Annotated in this window: 17 protein-coding genes and 1 pseudogene; 4 read left to right on the forward strand and 14 right to left on the reverse strand. The window is 39.5% G+C overall.

Going from position 1 to position 19340, the window contains the following annotated elements:
* Window positions 1-399: 399 nt before the first annotated feature.
* Window positions 400-1287: a LysR family transcriptional regulator gene (locus A3712_RS06475; RefSeq protein ID WP_063522771.1), complete on the reverse strand. Its 888-nt coding sequence runs from the start codon at window positions 1285-1287 to the stop codon at window positions 400-402.
* Between the two features lie 372 nt (window positions 1288-1659).
* Between A3712_RS06475 and A3712_RS06480 the strand changes: the two genes are divergently transcribed.
* From A3712_RS06480 to A3712_RS06490, 3 genes are read left to right on the forward strand one after another with little or no spacing between them, the layout of a single operon-like run.
* A complete protein-coding gene (locus tag A3712_RS06480; protein ID WP_063522772.1) occupies window positions 1660-2025 on the forward strand; it encodes a nuclear transport factor 2 family protein in 366 nt (121 codons plus the stop codon).
* A 35-nt stretch (window positions 2026-2060) separates the two neighbouring features.
* Window positions 2061-2525, forward strand: a complete 465-nt coding sequence (locus A3712_RS06485; protein ID WP_063522773.1) for a cupin domain-containing protein — start codon at window positions 2061-2063, stop codon at window positions 2523-2525.
* 9 nt (window positions 2526-2534) lie between these two features.
* Window positions 2535-3368, forward strand: a complete 834-nt coding sequence (locus tag A3712_RS06490) for a sulfurtransferase (RefSeq protein ID WP_063522774.1) — start codon at window positions 2535-2537, stop codon at window positions 3366-3368.
* 502 nt (window positions 3369-3870) lie between these two features.
* Here the strand turns inward: A3712_RS06490 and A3712_RS06495 are convergent.
* The 8 genes and pseudogenes from A3712_RS06495 to A3712_RS06520 all read right to left on the reverse strand — a co-directional run bounded on the left by A3712_RS06495 (window position 3871) and on the right by A3712_RS06520 (window position 12892).
* Complete coding sequence (locus tag A3712_RS06495) at window positions 3871-4623, reverse strand: hypothetical protein (protein ID WP_063522775.1); 753 nt, start codon at window positions 4621-4623, stop codon at window positions 3871-3873.
* A gap of 614 nt (window positions 4624-5237) precedes the next feature.
* Window positions 5238-5378 (reverse strand): annotated as a pseudogene (locus A3712_RS26545) (L-threonine 3-dehydrogenase); the annotation flags it as partial.
* A gap of 317 nt (window positions 5379-5695) precedes the next feature.
* On the reverse strand, window positions 5696-7450 hold the full coding sequence (locus A3712_RS06500) for a YncE family protein (RefSeq protein WP_063522776.1): 1755 nt from the start codon (window positions 7448-7450) through the stop codon (window positions 5696-5698).
* A gap of 437 nt (window positions 7451-7887) precedes the next feature.
* Window positions 7888-8868 carry a hypothetical protein gene (locus A3712_RS06505; RefSeq protein ID WP_231891767.1) on the reverse strand — a complete coding sequence of 327 codons (981 nt, stop codon included), beginning with the start codon at window positions 8866-8868 and terminating at the stop codon, window positions 7888-7890.
* A gap of 6 nt (window positions 8869-8874) precedes the next feature.
* Complete coding sequence (locus A3712_RS28825; protein ID WP_231891768.1) at window positions 8875-9270, reverse strand: hypothetical protein; 396 nt, start codon at window positions 9268-9270, stop codon at window positions 8875-8877.
* A 723-nt stretch (window positions 9271-9993) separates the two neighbouring features.
* The gene (locus A3712_RS06510) at window positions 9994-10470 is read right to left on the reverse strand and encodes a hypothetical protein (RefSeq protein ID WP_231891769.1); all 477 of its coding nucleotides are present in this window, start codon (window positions 10468-10470) and stop codon (window positions 9994-9996) included.
* Window positions 10471-11298: 828 nt separating this feature from the next.
* A complete protein-coding gene (locus tag A3712_RS06515; RefSeq protein WP_063522778.1) occupies window positions 11299-12102 on the reverse strand; it encodes a GNAT family N-acetyltransferase in 804 nt (267 codons plus the stop codon).
* Window positions 12103-12460: 358 nt separating this feature from the next.
* Window positions 12461-12892: a GNAT family N-acetyltransferase gene (locus A3712_RS06520; RefSeq protein WP_063522779.1), complete on the reverse strand. Its 432-nt coding sequence runs from the start codon at window positions 12890-12892 to the stop codon at window positions 12461-12463.
* Window positions 12893-13855: 963 nt separating this feature from the next.
* On the opposite strand from A3712_RS06520, the gene A3712_RS06525 reads away from it, so the two are divergent.
* Window positions 13856-14575: a hypothetical protein gene (locus A3712_RS06525; RefSeq protein ID WP_063522780.1), complete on the forward strand. Its 720-nt coding sequence runs from the start codon at window positions 13856-13858 to the stop codon at window positions 14573-14575.
* A gap of 103 nt (window positions 14576-14678) precedes the next feature.
* Here the strand turns inward: A3712_RS06525 and A3712_RS06530 are convergent, their stop codons facing one another.
* The 5 genes from A3712_RS06530 to A3712_RS06555 all read right to left on the reverse strand — a co-directional run.
* Complete coding sequence (locus tag A3712_RS06530; RefSeq protein ID WP_063522781.1) at window positions 14679-15107, reverse strand: hypothetical protein; 429 nt, start codon at window positions 15105-15107, stop codon at window positions 14679-14681.
* A gap of 470 nt (window positions 15108-15577) precedes the next feature.
* The gene (locus A3712_RS06535; protein WP_063522782.1) at window positions 15578-16537 is read right to left on the reverse strand and encodes an OmpA family protein; all 960 of its coding nucleotides are present in this window, start codon (window positions 16535-16537) and stop codon (window positions 15578-15580) included.
* Window positions 16538-17111: 574 nt separating this feature from the next.
* Window positions 17112-17666: a hypothetical protein gene (locus A3712_RS06540; protein ID WP_063522783.1), complete on the reverse strand. Its 555-nt coding sequence runs from the start codon at window positions 17664-17666 to the stop codon at window positions 17112-17114.
* A 679-nt stretch (window positions 17667-18345) separates the two neighbouring features.
* Window positions 18346-18975 carry a hypothetical protein gene (locus A3712_RS06550; protein ID WP_063522785.1) on the reverse strand — a complete coding sequence of 210 codons (630 nt, stop codon included), beginning with the start codon at window positions 18973-18975 and terminating at the stop codon, window positions 18346-18348.
* Window positions 18976-19130: 155 nt separating this feature from the next.
* Window positions 19131-19340, reverse strand: a 210-nt coding sequence (locus tag A3712_RS06555; protein WP_231891770.1) for a hypothetical protein, incomplete at its 5' end; no start/stop codon positions are given.

A 19340-nucleotide genomic window follows, 5' to 3' on the forward strand; every position in this document is an offset into this window, starting at 1 on the left:
TATACACCAATAATTAAATTCAGTGCTTGAAATCTATCATAGAGAGTAGATCGTATGTCACTTCAAAATGAATAGTATGTTTTAAGTTTATTCTTGGTTTCAAACCACTTTTGGTTTTGTTTTCATTAGCTTTTTTGTAAAGGAATTTAGGCCGAACTCTATCCTATTGATGACACCATCGCTTTGTTTGATAGCAACATCTACCCTGCTGAGTCTTTGTTATATATACCTTGATACTCAAATATGGCTTTGTTGTGGTTAGTTTGAAGTTCATAGCAGTTGATCTTAGACAGCGTTGGCACCGGTTTAATGCTGGAGCGCTAGCAACTTCTGCTGATGACTCATTTACGTTTACAACAAAGAGATAAAGCGGTATGTATTTTGACTACTACTATGAATTTACAGATGCTCCTGTGTGTTTGAGAACTTAGAGACCAGATACTCAATAGCTAAGCGACTTTTGAGAGGCAGAAATTTTCTTTCAGAATAAACTATCCACGTAGAGCCTCTATTCTTCCAATAGTGAGTTAATATAGGCTCTAACTGTTTGTTTTTTAGCTCTTCAGAAAAAATAGACTTGGGAAGATACAGCACACCAAGCCCTTTCTTGCACGCATTTACCAGTGTCTTAACATTATTAGCCCTTACCTGCCCTTTGACAGAAATATTGATGTCCTCGCCCTCATCCTGGAAAGTCCAGCGGTTATAAGTTGTAGTAATACACCTGTGTCTTGCTAGATCACGTGGTGAGGTCGGCCTACCGAACTTGTTCAAATAATCAGGGCTAGCGACCGCTGCGTATAAATGGTCAGAAAGTTTTCTTGCTATTAAATTAGAGTCAGGGAGTGATCCAAACCTTATTGCGAAATCATAACCATCATCGATAAAGTCGATCACCTTTGAATTAAAGTCGATATCTAGCTCTAAGTCTGGATGTTCAGAAACAAAGTCCATCAACGCTGGTATGACGTGGTTTTCTGCAAAATCGCCTCCTGCTGATATTCTGAGTGTCCCTGATAAACGGGCTTTACCTTCTGTCACGACTTCATTCGCTGTGTCTATTTGCTCTATTATTCTTTTGCAATATTCATAGTACGAGTGACCAGCGTCAGTTAGCCTTACTTTTCTTGTTGTTCGCGCAACTAGAGCGACACCTAGTCTCTCTTCAAGCTCTGAAACACGTCGACTAATTTGTGAGGTGGCAATGCCAAGGTGTCTACCTGCAGTGCTAAAGCCTTGGGTTTCTGCTACTGCAACAAATTCCGTAATACCCAAAAAAATTGACAAAATAAGCTCCCTGAAAATGTCTCTAACAACGTAAGACTATCATTAATGTGACCCTGTAAAGAAATGATTTTATTGTCAGTAGCAAAAAAGTAAGGCTCGTCTGATTAGGGTGACTTATTGCTTTTTTACTTTTATTGCAGATAGTTAACGAGTTCTCTTCTCGTTTTTGAAAAGCTCTAATGCCTACGGTCTCTATCTAGTTATCAGTTCCTAACTCCAACTGTTGCACAGTAGCAAAAGTGATTTCTTAAATATACTAATTATCAAAATTAACATTAAATAATATAGTGTAAATCAAGGTTGATTTAGTTGTTAATCGAAAAGTGATCGACATCTAAATCTCATTTTCTTATTAAATAGCATGAGGTAATTATGGATATTAAAAATCAAGAGCAAGCCGTTAAGGATAAAGTGAACCTCTATATTTCCGCATTGGAAAATTCAGAGTTTGCTAAAGATAATATAGAAAGATCGTTTTATTCTAGTACCAATCTACATTCTTTGAACGAGGATGGCTCGATTCACTTTATACCTCGAGATGCTCTAGTCGAGTATGCTGTTACGAATAATGCAGAGGTGGTGGGTTCTATCCTCAGTGTTGAAGTCGTAAACGATATGGCATTTGCAAAAGTAAAGTTAGAGCTTAGTGACTTCTACTGGGTTGACTATCTGACGCTTTTGAAAATAAAGGGTGATTGGTTAATCGTTAGTAAAACGTTTACAACTATTAATAAGTAGTCTGGTTGTGTCCCGAATTTATATTGGAATGATTCATGCGGAATAAAAAAGTAAAACTAAATACAATAAATAAGACACTAGCTGTATTGATTGCAGCTATGAGCTTTAATTCATTTGGTTCTGATACATTAAAAGAACCATTGGTATACTCGCATAACAGTAAAGATCTCACTTGGGTTAATTGTCCCGACTTTTTACCTTGTCAGATAGCGTCCCTAAATGGTGAGTTAGGAGGCAACAATAACGATGTCTTTATTAAATTCCCGAGCTTAGCCGAAATTCCTTTCCATACACATACTTCCACTGAACATATGATTCTGCTCGAGGGCGAGTTCCACACTACTTATAAAGGGTTCGAAAGAGTGGTGCTGAAAAAAGGTGATTACGCGTTTGGACCTGCAGATCTTGCTCATGATGGCTACTGTGCAAGCAAAGAAGACTGCGTCATGTTTGTTGCATATGAGACACCTATTGATGCTATCCCAATATCTAACAAATAGGTGGCGTTTATGTTTACAGTGATGATGCCAAACAACCAAAGCCCTCTCATCTCTGCGGAGGAAGCGGCAAAGAAATTGAACGATCAAAGTACAAAGTTCTTTGATGTTAGAGGACGCTGGGGGGAAGATGTTCAGTGTTCTCGTCAAGCTTTTTTAAGTGAACATATTAAGGGTGCTCGTTTTCTGGATTGGACGAAAACCTTTGTAAATACTGATTTACCAATAGCCTTAGCTCCAGTGGCCGAGATTGAGCAAGCGCAAGCTGATTTTGCAGCACTAGGTATTAACCAAGACGATCTTGTCATTCTCTATGACGATTACTTTCATATGTTCGCTGGTCGAATATGGTGGGCGATGCGGTATTGGGGGTTTCACAACGTTAGGGTGCTTGATGGCGGTTTGAAGCGTTGGAAATCTCTTGCTTTACCGACCTCAACCAATCTCAATAGTGCAAGAGTGGGCAATTACATCGTAAAAAAGGAACAGAGTTGGATTGCTCTTTTCGATGATGTTCTTAATCGAAGTGATCATACTGTTTTGTTGGATGCTCGACGAAGTGAGAACTTCTCCACTTCGGGTGTGAGCCATATTCCAGGTGCCATTAACGTCCCATTCGCAACATTGTTGGATAGTGATACTGGTATGTTTAAGCCTCAAGAGGAAATAAAGCAGGTTATTGAGGATGCAATAAATGGCCAAGATATTGACCACGTTATATCTTCGTGCGGATCAGGCTATGCTGGCACTATTTTATTGATTGCTCTGCAATTGATAGGAATAGATTCAGCACTCTATGATGGATCGTACGCTGAGTGGAAAGCACTACAGTATCCGAGTAATTAGAGAGATGCTCTAGATATCTATTTGTCCTGAGCCTTGCAGAAAGAGCAGCACTATTAAGTTGGTTTGCTCTTTTGAGTGCTCTCCTCAAAGATCAAAGTGAGGGGGCACTCTTCAAAATCAGGCTTCTTGAATAGCAAGCCTTCATTGTAGTGCTAATAATTCGAGACATGAGCGATGTAAGGCCTCTGCATTCTATTTAGCTCGTAAGCTGTCAACAGATGGTTTTTCTTGCTAGTAACTATCGTAAACTGATAATCAGAGAAATGGTACCGTAATCTCTCAACTACTTCTTTATAGTTTTGTAACTTAAATACTTACATAGTGCTGGAACAGCAAAACAAACCGCTCTACAACTAGGCTACTATTTTTGAGCAATATAATAGCCACCGAGGAGGAAGGTGGCTATTGGATCAAGCAGGCCTTTAATAACAGTGTTACGAGTTACCTGAATCAGCACAACTTCATTAATGTGCTTAATAACATATACTGATGTTTATATTAACTAAGGTGACCACGTAATTGTCGTATCATTGTTCAAGAATCCAGAGTTAGAGTTGTTCAGAAATACTTTTTTCGTATTCGGATAGTAACTCACAGAGGTGTTTGGAAAGCTCTCCTCTACTCTATCCACTTTGAATTTATACTCTGTGGATTGCCCAGAATGTTTGTATGACATTTCAATCTCGGAGTTATCACAGGACAAGTATTCATCTATTCCAGGAAAGTTGAACCTTAGGTCACATACCATTGTATCGCTTAACTCTATTACATAGCCAAGATTCTCATACGTATCCCCTCTAGCATCAGATTGGTCTTCAAAAACATATTCTGTAGCAAAGCTCAAAGCATTACCCTCATCATAAGAAATACGGATATCATCATTATTTACTAAATATGTTTTTCTGTATCCGTTTATGAACTCATTGTTCTTTCCAGACATGGCACTTTTCAACTCGTCTATACTTGCGCTTCTTGGAAGGCCAAGGCCAACGAAGATATCCTGAATGACTTCATCGTATAAGACCGATACTAATCTCGCTGTGTTTTCAACACTTTCAACATCAACATTACCGTTGTCTTTCAAATTTAAAACGGCTGTGTTTGCTGCTAGCTCTGGTGAATATGGCGTTTGTGGCTCTTCAATTGCGGTAACAGTTGTTGAGCTACCACCACCTCCGCCACCACAGCCAAATAAACCCACACCTAACAGGGCTAAGAGGGAGTGTTTCGTTTGAAAGTTATGTATAAGTTGCATAGTGTGATTCCAATATCAGTGGCGGTGTTTAAGACGCAAAAATCGTATTTGGAAGCTGCTAACATCAACAATCAATCATGTGAATAAAAATGTAGCACTACCATCGAAATAATTGATAGAATTATCACACATACATTTCCCTAATAATGCATAGTAATGTAATTAATTGTAAGTATAGTTGATACATAACAAGAACCCCGATATCACAATAGTACGTTAGAAGACACATTACACAGAGTCAAATCAGGCAATTTGGTTTACCTAATCAACGGCTGAAGGCTATCAATGCCGAGCTTAGCTTTTTATATTAAAGTGGTAGTGACCCGAATGTGGCCATTCCTTCGTGACAAACCTGTTTTTCAACCATACCTTCAGCCAAAACGACTTCTTAGTTGGCTGCTGAAATAGTTTCAGCTATTGCACCCGTTCAAACGCCAAAAGCAAAAACAACAACTCCTGAGCATCTCCCAAGTAGATAAGTAACGCATGTACTAAGACACACTTTTACCTCGCATTTATGGCGGGGCCAAAATTGAGCATTACTTGGCAGTTTTAGACGTAAAAAAGGCGACAATTTACACTGTCGCCTTTTGCAAATCAGAGACTAATTTAGACTATTCCCAATCAAGGATTACCTGACCTGAAAGCCCGCTACGCATAGCGTCAAAGCCTTTTTGGAAGTCATCAACCTTAAAGTGGTGAGTGATAATTGGTGTTAGATCTAGGCCTGATTGAATCAAAGAAGCCATCATGTACAAACCCAAAATTAAACCTTATAAAACAACAGTTTAGTTAAAAACATAAAGTTCATGGCGACAAAGTGGCGACGACTTTTGATCTATAAAGTACGGCAAGATATGAAGAAAGAAAAAACACTTTCAGAGTGGGAGAAAAAATTGCCCCTTACGATAGAAATAACAAGCGGACAAACAATTGACTATCCCAGTAGTCACGGTTTTTCATGTATTTCGAATTACTGTTAAGTGAACTAGCACTGAGAGGTTTGATGTATTCAATGATTAAAATTTAGCGACTTAAGGTAATATATTTCTTAAGTCGCCATGTTCATGTGTTATTTTGAGATTATATTTATCTCACTCAAATAATGCTTACTATCTTCTTTTGTATGGCTTATCAAAAAACGTTTATCATTGTTATTATAGAAAACGTAATCTCCGCGTAGGCGAGAGCCATTATCCTTTGGTAAGCTATAATAACCTCTGTTTTCTAAAGTATCACTTTCAGATAACCTTAACCGTTGCTTTGCGTCTGGGTCATACGGATAACAACCATTGTCTTCAATATACATAACCTCATTACTAGTATTCGCTTCTACTAAATGTTCTATTTTCGAGCAAGGCATAGATTCAACCAATGGTAATGTACCAGTATAAATAATATCATCATCTTTGTTATCACTCGTACTAAATGTATTCCCACATCTAGTATAAATCCGATCTGTTTGGTAGAGCCACATTCCATCGCACATACCATAATCGCCATGATATGGTGAATCATATTTATACTCTACTGAGTCTGGTGATATACCAAATTTAGCAATATCAGAGGGCGATAAAGATGTTGAAATTATATAAAGAGAATTACCAGATGGACTAAGCTTTATCTTAGAACTATCGTAAATATTAGGTCCGGTTGATGTACTCACTTTCTTTGTGTTTGTATCAACTGTAACAACATCAGTCCATTGGCCAGATTTTGGTATAAAATGTACTTTTTTATTGTTCATCACCAAATCATAAACCGCACTAGAAACTTCAAACTCTGAGACTGTTGACTTATCTAACTGTAGAGTATTAGGTTCAATAACACTTATACTATCATCATGACCGATTGCAATAGCACCATTATCATTTGCAACCGTTACAGCTGTTGGCTCTTTATTAAGTTCAATTTTATAGCTCAGTTCAGAGTCAGTATCATATATATAAGCAGAGTTTGATGGCTCAGATGAAACCATAACTATAGAATTTAAAACAGGATTAAACTCCGCGTCAACAATATTGTGATCGAGTAACTTTTGACTAGTTAGACTTATAGTTTCTGTAGCTTTCACGTTTACAGATATTTTTATTGGACTACCATGAACAAGGTAATTACATTGGTAGTCATAACATGCGTTGATTTCTATTTCACTATCATCATCTTCAAGATCAAAAATGTCTGGATTTTTGAGTTCTACAAATAAATCTAAACGATTGGATTCAGTCCAAGATACATATGAATACTGCGTTGCATCACCAGTATAAGATTGTTTAATATATACGCCATTTATACCTATTCCATTAACATTCAGAGGTATTTTTTTTTCGGTAGATAGTCTTCCAGGTTCAAACTTAACTTCTAAAAGATCAATGCTTGTATTATTTTTACTAATTGAAATAGACTTATTTGGTACTGAATAGGTCGTCTTAACGATAAAAGGTGAACCATTAACAAGATTATTACACTCTCTATCATAACAGAACCTGACTTTCATATTATCATTATAAACACCTGGTGCCATAGATGAATGCGCTTTATATTTTAGTTTTATAAACCCATCAGTTTTTGAGGTAAATTTAGCAGATACATCTTTAATTAATTTATAAGTTTCAGACTCAACATTTATAAAAATTTTTTTGTCTTCATAATTATCGATTGAAACATCAATTAACCCTAAGGACGTTGTGTCAGCTTTTGCCTGAATATCAATTGTTTGACTTTTGGGTTTAATTGACAAACCACCACCACCACCACCACCACCACATCCATTAAGGATGAACAGTGCAATTAAAGGCCCCAAAATATGTTTACCACTACCGAACATTATGTATCCTAATTTTTATATGATTATACTCATTCAAAGTTCATCCTAGACATAACTTGTTAACTCTTACAAACAAGGTCATGCTCTCAGTCACTAAACTCCCCACCAACGTTGACAGTAGTATCGTAAATGCTCACGTTTGATTTCCATCACGCTCACATCTTTCCAATACCATGTGCAACATGATCAGCATCAATTTACATAAATCGACCTTTAATATCAATCCACTGAATGCATAATATTGTTACTAGTCTGTCTTTGTAACTATTTAAGGCTGACACCTTCTTTGATGCCAAGCAGTTTAAAACCCAGTGCCAGCACGCAACGAAAAGATTCACCCGGGCATGCCCGGGGTACTTACCGTGACAACGCTAAAGCGTCGACCAAAATTACAAACAGCTTACGCTGTAATTTTGGATTGTGGGCGTTTCTGTGAGCTAACTTGTTTGTGTAATTGGGTCGAGTCGCCCTTTAAGGTTGGAGCTATCCGATCCATGCCCACTAATGGCACTCCCTTGAACTGGTGCTTTAGTTGTTGCCTGGCCAGCTACTACGCCACTATGCGTATGAGTTGCCAATGTGTCGGCCAACTCTTTCACTACCTGCATAAGTTCAGACAAAAGCATCAAGACGTTCTCTTGCTTAGAGCCTACCCACGTTTTTGGTGACTGCAGCCATTGGTGTTCTGCTGCAATACTTCGACGAACTTTGCCAACCGTCTCCACTAATTCGCCAGCAGTCGCAGTTTGCATGTTACCCAAGCTGCCTAGCACGATGTCATCACTTGCAATTAGGTTAATCGCGCCGAGTGCCTCAATGAGCTTTTTGCCGACCACTTCTTCAATGCTGTGCTCATCAACCAAAATATGGTGCTGACCAAATTCACCACGATAGCGTTCTATTTGGTCGAGCTTTTCGAATGCTTTTTGGCTTTGCGTTTGGTCGGTTTGCTGGGTGGTATTTCCTGCAGCATCAATTCGGTGGCTGACCTCTTCACTTTGCTGCTGCAGTTGCTCCCCTGGCTCTATCGACGGCAAAGCATATTCACGGCCATAAACACCACGAATGATAGGTCGGTCATTGCGACCATAGGCGAAGGCGATTTCAACCAACGTTCCCTCTAAAGGGTAAGACAGCAATCCAGATTCATGCCCACTCATGTGAACAGGCAATGGGATCGAACGATAGACAGGCACGTTACTATCTGGGTTTAAGTCTTCATCGATCATCTGAACATCTACCGCAAACCTTGGCCGAAATGGATCTGCGCTCTGCCCTGCTATTGCGGTGTCTCTTACCGCCTCAACACGACCAAACTTCGGCAAATGAAAACCTGCTGCCAGCTCTGGGAAATTCTGCAGCGTTTCACGTTTCTTGGGGGGTACTTCGGATTGTTCAGCCTTCCAATAAGCGGTCATTTCATCTTAAATCAAATCAACTCGATTAACTCGCTTGTCGTTCATGACTCTGCCCGGCCTTAGCATAGGGAACGGAACATAGGTGACACTGTTACCACTTTGGCGACTGGTGAACTCTTCCGGTAGTGCCATCGGTTTATTGTGGAAGTGACTATCTTGATACGAACCTAAGTACACCACCTGGTCAGTATGTTGGAACCAAACACAATCAGGAATAGAGAACGCCTTGGCGACTTGTTTTAAACATTGATAGCCCGTTCCTTGGCAAACAAAGTTTGGGATCGTGGTTTTGATGTAGTCAGCATCAGGCAGATTGAATTCAAGCCCTGTCATATCCGAAAGAACGCTGAGCGCCAGCTCTGCGGTTGGGTACTCTAGGCTAACCGCCCAGCGTTTAGACAAGATGCCTGTTAGCTCTTTGACCGTGAGCTTGTGGAAACCGTTGGCTGCAGGTTGGACTTTTTAGCGAAACAAATTTTGGGGCACTTTCGAGCTAGAAAGTGCCACGGGTAAAAACTCAACCTAAGACGCTTTTGGACACAACTGAGTTAAGACGTGCAACCTGTGAAGTGTGATCATCAAGCGACTTTGTCGTTAGCCTAATTACCGAGGGAAGTTACTAAGCAGATCTAAACTTAAAGGCTCAAAGTTTGTGACAGAACCTCCTAAAAGCAAAACTAGCGCTATTTTCTTTTATCTGGACTCAAGTTAATTAACTTTTTCGACAATTTCAAAGTTTAGTAATTCTGCGTTTGAACTTACTACGTAGTATAAAACCCCAGACAAAAAGAAAAAAATCAGAGACTTAAAGAAAGCGCTAAAAAATTCAGTTCGGTCATAAAATAAACAATAGAAACTTTTCATGAAACAAACGCAACTTGATAAGAAAAGTAATATGTTTAAGATTACTAAACAAAAACCAATAAAATTTATAATATCATCCATAAAAAACACATTTCGTATCAACAGGCATCAACATAACCCAACCTCCTCTTACTTCTGTTAGGCCGTTGCTACGTAAAACACCATAAAACCAAGTGCCATTATAGCGGCTAGCCGCCGTAAACACTGTACCAAACTAAAACCAAAATTGCCGAGCGTTGATAGTCCGTCTTAAGCAGTTTGTTATGAGTACTTAGTTTGAATCTCCTTCAAAAGGCTCAATACAGACAGCTCTATAAGTGGTTCAATGTCTGCAAACCCAAACTCTGGTTTAAAATGAATGATTGAGTTCAAACGTAGGAGACCTCTAATATATCCACTCCAACTAAGCTTGTTCGTTGAACGCAATGTTTCAATTGTCTCACCGGTAGCCAAAGAAATAACATCAAACTCTATTGTCACTAGAGGACGCCAACCTAAAATTGCACCGAAACCAAACAATAACGTCCCTCTTCTATGAAATGGAACGCGGACAACTAGAGCGATATCGTTTTTAGAGAAACTATCTTCAGGTACCGAACCCAATGGCAATATTTCTACTAGTTTGAAGCGAATATCATCAGTTAAACTAACGCTATCCGATGACATTGAGTATTCATCTATGACTTTTAAAAGACCCCTTCTAGGTGAAACTTTTATTGAATCTAAATATAAAGCCACTAAAAATCCTGTGTACTCATAACAGCTATATTGGACAGAATAATTCTGTACTTAAATATAGAATTATTCTGTCTAGTATCTTAACGACGTAAACCATACATCTTTTTTGCTATAAATAACAATAATTTAAGATCTACAGTTCAGTACCTACATCACAAAATACAGATTTTTCTGTATAGCATGAATTGATCGGCAAAATATATTCCAGCCTGATGCACGAATAAGTGTTAGACAATTTGCCAGCAAGCTGTTGCCACAATAGTTCTCATGCTAAATTCATACGTTCTAAGCACACTTTGGGGCACTTTCGAGATAAAAAAATGGCACGGGTAAAAATTCAACCTGTGAAGGTTCTGGACAGAAATGAGTTTGGGGCTTAGGGCAAAATCTACCCTTCAGAGAGCTTTCCATCCCCCCAAAACAGCAGAACGGCAAAACTTCAAGCGATGCCGCTCGTGCACGAAATTGGACAATTCCTTTCATCGTTAAAACAGTTTTATCGGTATCAAAAGTGAATATGCGCTCAGCAGATGTATACAAATTATAAACATGTTGTCCTAACTAGTTTTTTCTAACTGCTTTAAAGCGAATCTTCCTCTTTCTGATACAGAGCCTGATTTATCAGATGCAAAATACTCGGCAAAACTCTTAGCTTGAGTACCAAATTCATCAAGGTTCCTTATGAGAAACTCTGCGGCTACCCGCCTAACTATTTCTAAACCGCTTTATGATTATGTTCGAAGACCGATTAACGGAATACATGTAACCCTGACAGTTACACAGAATTATTTACAGGGTCGGTTAAAATGCGCTAGCCTCACACGATGTTTACTCTTCCCCTTCACTCTTTTTTACCAAAATTTGCGTATGCGATAAAATAAAACCTAGTGTTTCCATATTTCTACGACTCTGTGAATTTAGTCGAGCTGTAGCAGAAACATACTTCATCCCTCTCTGTCTGGCAGATTCAATACGGCGTAGAATCAGAGCTTGATGAGCACCTTTGTTTCGATCATTTCTCCTAGTGACAGCTGTGGCTAAGTACGCAATATTATTGTCTGAAAAATAAACAAAACCAGCGGCTATTGGACGTAGACCGTCTTCAACTACATATGCCTCTCCAAGTCCGTGCGCGACTAATCCTTTGAACATCGCAGTTACCAAATCCTGATGATCTTTAGTTGATTTAAAACCAGTCGAATGTATCTGAATAAAAGTATCCATTTCATCACAGCTGAGCAGGCGAGTTTTAAGTGTTTCTTGATAAGGTTGTACGCTATCAACTTCAACAAAAAACTGCCCATGAATCCAACCTCGGAGCGGTTCAGCATTGATTTCCTTTAATTTATTTTTTAAAGTTTTTGCAGTGCCAATAGTGGGAAGATAGAAAGCATCCTGTGAGTTATGGAACTTTTCCAATAGATACTGGGAAACCTCATGCAGTTCATACGCACCACGAATTCTACAATTCATAGGGCTAAGGCTTTCTCCAACTTGAAAGCCTCGAATATCATCTCTGCCAAAGGTTTTAACCGCGTACTTTTGACGAACAGACTCACTTAGCAGTGCTACTCGATCAAAAAGGTAATTGAACTCTGTTTCTTCCAATTGTATTTTAAAATCGCCTTTCAAGTTGTTTTACCTCCTTTATGAATTTATGGCATAGATGATTACACTCTTCCAATTAATCTTTACCCTTGTATATGGTGAGCATAGTTGCCAAACTAAATGGATTATGTGCAGTGACTAATACTCAATCTTACACAATCGCGGGTTAGCCACGACTAGATTATACAGTCGGCTTGTTGGTATCAAAACTCACAATTGGACAAAAATCATTTTCTCAAAACCATACATTAGCAAATCATGAATAACTAAAAGTATGGGAAACACCCCGCCTCCCTTATAGAGCACAATTTACTTATAAATGCTCGGGCTTGTTCAACACTTGGGATTTAACGTTGGCTACGCAACGGTTAATCCTTATTTGTTAGCCGTTTTGGACGCCAACTATAGAAAAATGGTGACTAGCGATATTGAAACCTTCGCGTAAATAGAACTTATGTGCTGGAAAACGCTGAACACCAGAATCCAAATGTATTTGTTCGTAACCGCTTTCTAAAGCATATGCTTTAAACCAATCGATAATAAATTTACCTACTCCACTCGAACGAAATTGCGCATTAGTTACCAAGTCTTCAATGTAAATATGCTTACCCCAAGCAAGCTTTTCACCTACCCTAAAGCCTGCTGCTGCTAGTACACCTTCTGGCGATTTGACATAGACGACTTGGTAACCATTTGATTGCTGCTTCTCGATCTGACCAGACAAAGTATCTAAGTTGTAATTTGGGCGAAGTTGTAACAACACTTCTAGGACTGACTCATAATCAGAATTGTTCTCTAAAAATTGTACTTCCATGTTTTCTCCATTTTGATGGCTAACGCTTTATCGACGGATATTTCCCCTAATCATATGCAACCAATAGTAACGCTAATTATACTCACGCTCAATCTAATGCCCGTATTGCCTTGCGATGAGGATGTGAACTTCAGAAATTACCGAAAGTTTCCGTATTACTCCGGCGGCGCCGGAGCAATACGGTTTTCGAGCTAGAAAATGCCACGGGTAAAAATTCAACCTGTGAAGGTTTTGGACAATTTCTAGTGGCGTTTTTCCTAACTTAGCAAGTTGTGAATTAACTTAAATATTATTACTCGCTCAAGCGCGTGTTCAGTATCTAAGTAGGAGATCGCTTTGCTGACAGCACACAAAATTATTTTGCTTAGTTGTCTAATTCACCTTTCCCATTGTGAAAGTTTTCGTACTACACCACTACATTTCCGGCTCACTTCAAATTATCTGCAAGTTAAAATCTGGAATACAAACAAAATGCAACTAAAATTGTAGCAACTCCTAGGCTGACACACTGGCCGCAATCTTCGCCACCTTTCATGAGGTGGCTTTTTCCCCGGTAAACCAAAAGCAATGTTGTGACGGGGAGCGCCAGGGCGCTCCTGTAAAGCAGGTTTCAGCTTCGGTTTCATCAATACAAACATTACTAGGTAACCAGGCGATTACATTTGGTAGTGGCACGGCAATTAACTTGAAGACCTTATCGATTCGTAATATGCCAACGCCCTAGTAACACGCGTTGTTGCGAATGTTCCAGCCTTAGCGAGTGAAGAGATAGATACATGTAGCAAGGCACTTGAAATAGAGCAGCGTACAACGAAAAGCTACTATTTAAGTCACGATATTGACTGCAGTGGTTACACTTTAACGGCGCCTATCGATTTTAATGGCACACTTGATGGAAGAAATTATGCCATTCGTAACCTCACTATTGATACAAACAGCCGTTACGCAGGATTCTTTTCAGAATTGGACGACGCTACTGTCAGAGACCTTACCTTTGAAAACATTACGCTAAAAGTAGGCGGTAAAGTTAATGCTGCCGGTATCTTAGCTGGTGATATCCAGAAGAGTAAACTGACAAACGTCATCGTCACTCACAGCCAGGTCCAAGCGACAGGTGAAACAGTTCCGCAAGGAGTTGGCATAGTCGCCGGTCTTATTAGAACGAATAGTGAAGCAGAAACGATCAAGGCCTTTCATTCTAACCTTTGGGTTCAGAAGAGCAACAATGTGGGCGGCCTCTTTGGGTCTGCGGAAGACAACGAAAATATGATCACCCTAAACACGAGCAACAATCAATTATACATAGAGGGAGACAGTCGAACTAACTTGGGTAGTATTGTCGGTGACCTACGCAATACAAAGTTATCTGATGTTAACAGTACCGATAACCTACTCAGCGCTCCTTTAGTGAGGAGAGGGAGTATGGGTATGTTGCTTGGCCAAAGCGTCACGGGGCAATTAACAGGCGCCACACTCGCCCGAAATGTGCTGGACACTCAGAGAAAAACTAAAAACTTACGCTTAGGGGTTATTTCGGGATATATCTATCAACCCAAAGATTCGGCAGAGTCGCCTTCAATTCAAGATATTACTTACTATGGAGACCGCGTATTAGAGTGGTACAACAGCAAAGATGTTGTGCATACGGACAGCCTTAAAACGTTGAGTAGATGGCTTTATTAGCCGGTTAAACCCGCCCCGCTATATGCGGGGTGATTGCGATGTTACTGGAAGTTTGAACGTTTTTATCTGAGCTCAGGAGAAACTTAAGCTGGCGCAGATCAAACTACCACTCGCCAATTTTTTCAATAGACAGTACATATTTTGAACTATCAGGTGTCACGTATAAGCGATTAGAAAACTGGATCAGAATTTTATCGCAATCTAAACCCATTGACCCTTCGACTTTTTCACAGACATTGAGCTTAAATATATTACCGTTTAGTTCTTCGGATATTTGATACTCAACTAGCGTTTCATCGCCTCCAGGGAAGGGGATATTGGAAGCGATGCAACCTCTATATGAATTACGATTTACATAAATTGACGCTACTGAATTATCACCATTCAAGTCAGTTTTGAGCTGAGCAAAACATCCAGCAGGAATCTGTCCCTCCGAAGTCTGAAACTGACCATTTTTTATTTCATAACCTAAATCATTTGCCATACTTGACATCGAAACTAGTGGTAATATTATTGCTAATAACTTTTTCATTCCTGTCTATCTCGATTTATATTATTTTTAATTCAACATGCCTTGCTGTTCTGCACGCTTAATGTCTTCTAAAGGCTCTAAACAACCGTGTTTATATATGGAATCTCGCTCTGCGCGATCCATGTGGAGTACCTTTTTTGCAGCCTAACTCATAAACTCATAAACTCATAATTGCCCAACTCAATAATGTTGAAATCAGATTTCCCGTATACCGCCCCCCCTAATACAAATTACAAATATATGCCCTAATAATGGGCAAATTTGATAACCCAACGATTGATAGTGGCATGATCAACAACAAGAAATGATGCTAGCGGCATCAATATTAAATCGATTTACACAGCTTGGTATGCCCGAGAGCTACCGAGTCGCCTAGTGATATCAAAAGACAGGGTGGGTTGAGTAAGGAAACAAAGCCATGTGGGCAGAGATGACATGTTTTGCCATCTCTGCCTATTTAAGCTCAGTGTTTATTCTTCGACTTGATATTCAAATGCCGGAATATTGATCTCTACACGGCGATTTTGTTTACGGCCTTCGAGCGTCTCATTTGACGCTATAGGGTTGGCCTCACCTTTACCGGTAACGGTAATGCGGCTTTCATCGATGCCTTTAGCGATAAGCACGGCTTTTACAGACTGCGCACGTTGCTCAGATAATTTTTGATTGTATTTTTCTGGTCCCGATGTATCCGTGTAGCCTGTAAGCTGTACCACAGACTGAGGGTAATCGTCTAAGACTTCAACGATGCTATCCAGCCCATTGGCACTTTCTGTCTTGAGTCTGGCACTATCAGTCTCAAAGTTTCCAGCGCCCATTACTTTTGCATCAAATATTTTTGTCACTATGACTGGCTCAACAACCACTTCTTCGACACCTTCAATCACTGGTTCTGGCTCCGCCTGAGCGACTGGTGCTTGACTCGCTCCAAATTTGTATGAGATGCCGATAGTCGCACTATTACCCATGGCTTTGGTGACATCGTTATTGATATCAGTCAGAGCTTGATATTCAGCGCGAGCAGTCACGTTGCTGCTAATATTGAATTCCACCCCTGCAGCACCAAGGTATGAGTAATCATCTTTACCATCAAACTTGGTATAAGCACCACCGACTTTTCCGTATAGAGCAATGTCTGGTGTTACTGGAAGGCTAAATTTTGGTGCTAGGGTGAAGGCTTGAACGTTGCCGTTAAAAGCGCTTTTATCAAAATTGCCCAGTTTTTCAATACCGCCTTCGATAGCAATATTTTGGTTGAATTCATATCCAGCGTACGCGCCGTATGTTGAATCCTCATCATCGCATGGCTGACCAGCGATACAGGCATCATCCATCCATGATTTACCTACTTTACCACCGACATAAACATTAGCATGAGCTACTGAAGCCATCAGTAGAGATGCAGAAATTACTACCGCTTGTTTTTTCATTGCTTACTCCTAATGAACAACTTTTAAATTAACGATCAGATTGATCTCTTAGCCAGTGAATTGACACTTGATGCACTCTTCACATGACCAAAACTGCGAGCTCCTTTTTACACTGATCTCACGGCTGCTGACAGCAATGATGATATCGGCACCTAGTCTAATAAAAATCTGAAATATGTGAATTTTTTGTCAGAAAAACAATACCATCACTTGATGTTTTAGCCTTACAGCAAATGTACGTCTCCCGCTAAGGATACTTGGCTGCTCAATGACTGAATCGGATAACAGTCGTTTGACATGCTCATTTAGAGCATTGCAATGATAGGTTGTATAGGTCGGGATGATCGCCATCTTTTTACGCTTCTCAATGTAGATCTTGATTAGATTTGCAACTTAATGTTGGACACAACTGAGTTAGGAAGTGCCAACTATGAAGGTTCTGGACAAAACCTTGTTAGCTTAAATGACTTAGTTGCATCAAGATCAGTTATGAAAAAGTATCTTGAAACCATAGTCTCTTGTTATAAATACATTGCTTACAAGCATCCCGCTTAAATTCTCACAACACAGAGAATTACTCTTTGTCTAAATGTAGTTGGCAGTTGATCTTCTCGAAGCCAATTAGTGTCTTAGAATATATAAGGCTAACTGTAGCGGGCAGATTTTTCTCAATAATGTGGTTGTAATATCCCCGACAAGTTATGCTTTTCCCGTCATCAGAAACCACTACTAACGCTGCTCGGGATCTTCCAATAGTCGTTGACTTTGACTCAAGTATGCTCAGCCCAGTAGTCACTCTTTTATCTAGCTCAATACTTTGATCAATCGTCGAAAGTAAAAAAGTTGTTGCTACCCATAATAAGAAAGCAACTGTTGACTTCGAGTATTTTTCATACCAACGGTTTTTCTTAGGCCCATATTGTTTGAATGTACTGCTTTCAACCGGAGTCTGATTTCGAGACTGTATCCTAATAAATTTCACAGCAAACATTAAATAGACAACGACAGCAGATACAAGCATTACTACAGCAGAGTAAAGAAAATTATGGGTTACATCATAGTTAATCTCTGAAAAAACGAAGATATAAAAGACCAAACATATAGCTTCGCCTACAAACCAAAACTTCAATGTACTCTTCCTCACATTCGAATATGTATGCTTCCAAGAACCACCAGACTCAAAAGTAGATGGTATTTATAACGCCCTGTTAAGGGGTGAGCAACGCAATACAAAATTCGACGCATACCGCTGTAAGCACTAAAACCAACGCATAGTGAAAATGCCGCGCGTTAAGAATCCCTCTTGAACGGTTTGTTATGTGCGTTGTTCGGTTCTTGCGGATTCTCGTTCTCGGTTCTCCTTCTCGATATTTACTTCAAGTGTCCGGAAATGTCCCATTGCAACCGTTGTAGCAACAACTGCCGTAGCAGGAGCCCACGCCCTCTCGTTGTATACAAGATTAGATAAAACAAACAACCAATGGTTTTCTGCAAGAATCTTTACACCGAACGAAAGGCACATTTCATTGATTAGGGCCGAACTAGCAATTAGAAATATCGCAATAACTAAAAACTTCCCTAGCCAGTGGGCAAGCCAAGTGACAAATATAAGAAAATTATTCAACTTATACGGTATATCGATTAGAAGACTCATAAGCTACCTTTTGTTTGTTCATTTCTCTAAAGCACATAACGCCGCATTAAGTGGTGTGCAACGCGACCACTGAACTTAAAGTATTGTGCCGTAAACACTTAAACTGAAGCAAACCGAAAATGCCGAGCGTTGGGAATTCGTCTTAAATGCTTTGTTATATTTTGTTTTCAAACCATGTAAAGAAGTCTTCTTCAAGCCCCCTTGATTTATACTCATTCCATGCAAAGTACATCTTTTTGTAATGTTCGAAATCACCATCACATCTATTTTTGCAAGCAGCCAATTCAGGAGTATCAGAAATTAAGGCATCACAGCGCTTTATCGCATCAATACAGGTTTTCTCCTCTACAACCAATCCTCTCGGTAATTCGTGTAATGCAAAATCTAACGTGTCTATATGGTGCAACATGAGCAATTGTTTTGCTTCATAGTTTTCCGAGTTTGACTGGAGAATTCTCTCAAGCAATAAGCTAGGTTCTAAACCAACTATTTTATATACGTCTTTGAAGCATGTAGCCTTAAATGCCCAAAGCATATATTTTTCGTTATTTAACTCTATTTCAGAAGACCATTGAATAAGTACTTTTTCCCAAATCTTAGGATGTTGTAATGGTATTTGTTGCTGACCATGATCAAAATACCCCACACAAAGCTCGTATATATACTTTTTTAAGTCTTCACCGTGAAGTGATTCAAAGTGACGAACCCTTTCTTCAAGTAATGGTTTCCACAACTTTTTAACACCGCTTTTTCTTGCTATAAAATACTCATTCCATTCAAGCAACGTACTACTCCAAAAAATATAACGCCCTGTTAAGGTGTGAGCAACGCAATACCGAAGCTCCCGCATACCACCTTAAACACAAAACGCAACGCATAGCAAAAATGCCAAGCGTTGCGAATCACTCTTAAACAGATTGTTATGTGAAAATTACACGATTAACTATTAGCTTTGTTGATAATGTCTTTAAGCTCAGTGATTTGAGCTTCAGAAACACCTTGTTCAGACACAAGCCAATTTGTACATTCAACTGAACCAACGCAAGTATATACTCCCATTAAAGCCTGTGCCCATTTTTGTGCTAAGACTAGCATCGCGCCATCATTAACTTCAGCATTCTTCATGCTTGCTGCCCAAGAGGAGTATGT

It is taken from the genome of Vibrio sp. HI00D65 (assembly GCF_001635455.1).
Classification (GTDB): domain Bacteria; phylum Pseudomonadota; class Gammaproteobacteria; order Enterobacterales; family Vibrionaceae; genus Vibrio.

Excerpts from the sequence above, each read along its gene's own strand:
- A3712_RS06480 (WP_063522772.1), top strand. The coding sequence starts at position 1,660 with ATGGATATTAAAAATCAAGAGCAAGCCGTTAAGGATAAAGTGAACCTC.
- A3712_RS06500 (WP_063522776.1), bottom strand. The coding sequence starts at position 7,450 with ATGTTCGGTAGTGGTAAACATATTTTGGGGCCTTTAATTGCACTGTTC.
- A3712_RS06495 (WP_063522775.1), bottom strand. The coding sequence starts at position 4,623 with ATGCAACTTATACATAACTTTCAAACGAAACACTCCCTCTTAGCCCTG.
- A3712_RS06490 (WP_063522774.1), top strand. The coding sequence starts at position 2,535 with ATGTTTACAGTGATGATGCCAAACAACCAAAGCCCTCTCATCTCTGCG.
- A3712_RS06530 (WP_063522781.1), bottom strand. The coding sequence starts at position 15,107 with ATGAAAAAGTTATTAGCAATAATATTACCACTAGTTTCGATGTCAAGT.
- A3712_RS06535 (WP_063522782.1), bottom strand. The coding sequence starts at position 16,537 with ATGAAAAAACAAGCGGTAGTAATTTCTGCATCTCTACTGATGGCTTCA.
- A3712_RS06505 (WP_231891767.1), bottom strand. The coding sequence starts at position 8,868 with ATGACCGCTTATTGGAAGGCTGAACAATCCGAAGTACCCCCCAAGAAA.
- A3712_RS06485 (WP_063522773.1), top strand. The coding sequence starts at position 2,061 with ATGCGGAATAAAAAAGTAAAACTAAATACAATAAATAAGACACTAGCT.
- A3712_RS06520 (WP_063522779.1), bottom strand. The coding sequence starts at position 12,892 with ATGGAAGTACAATTTTTAGAGAACAATTCTGATTATGAGTCAGTCCTA.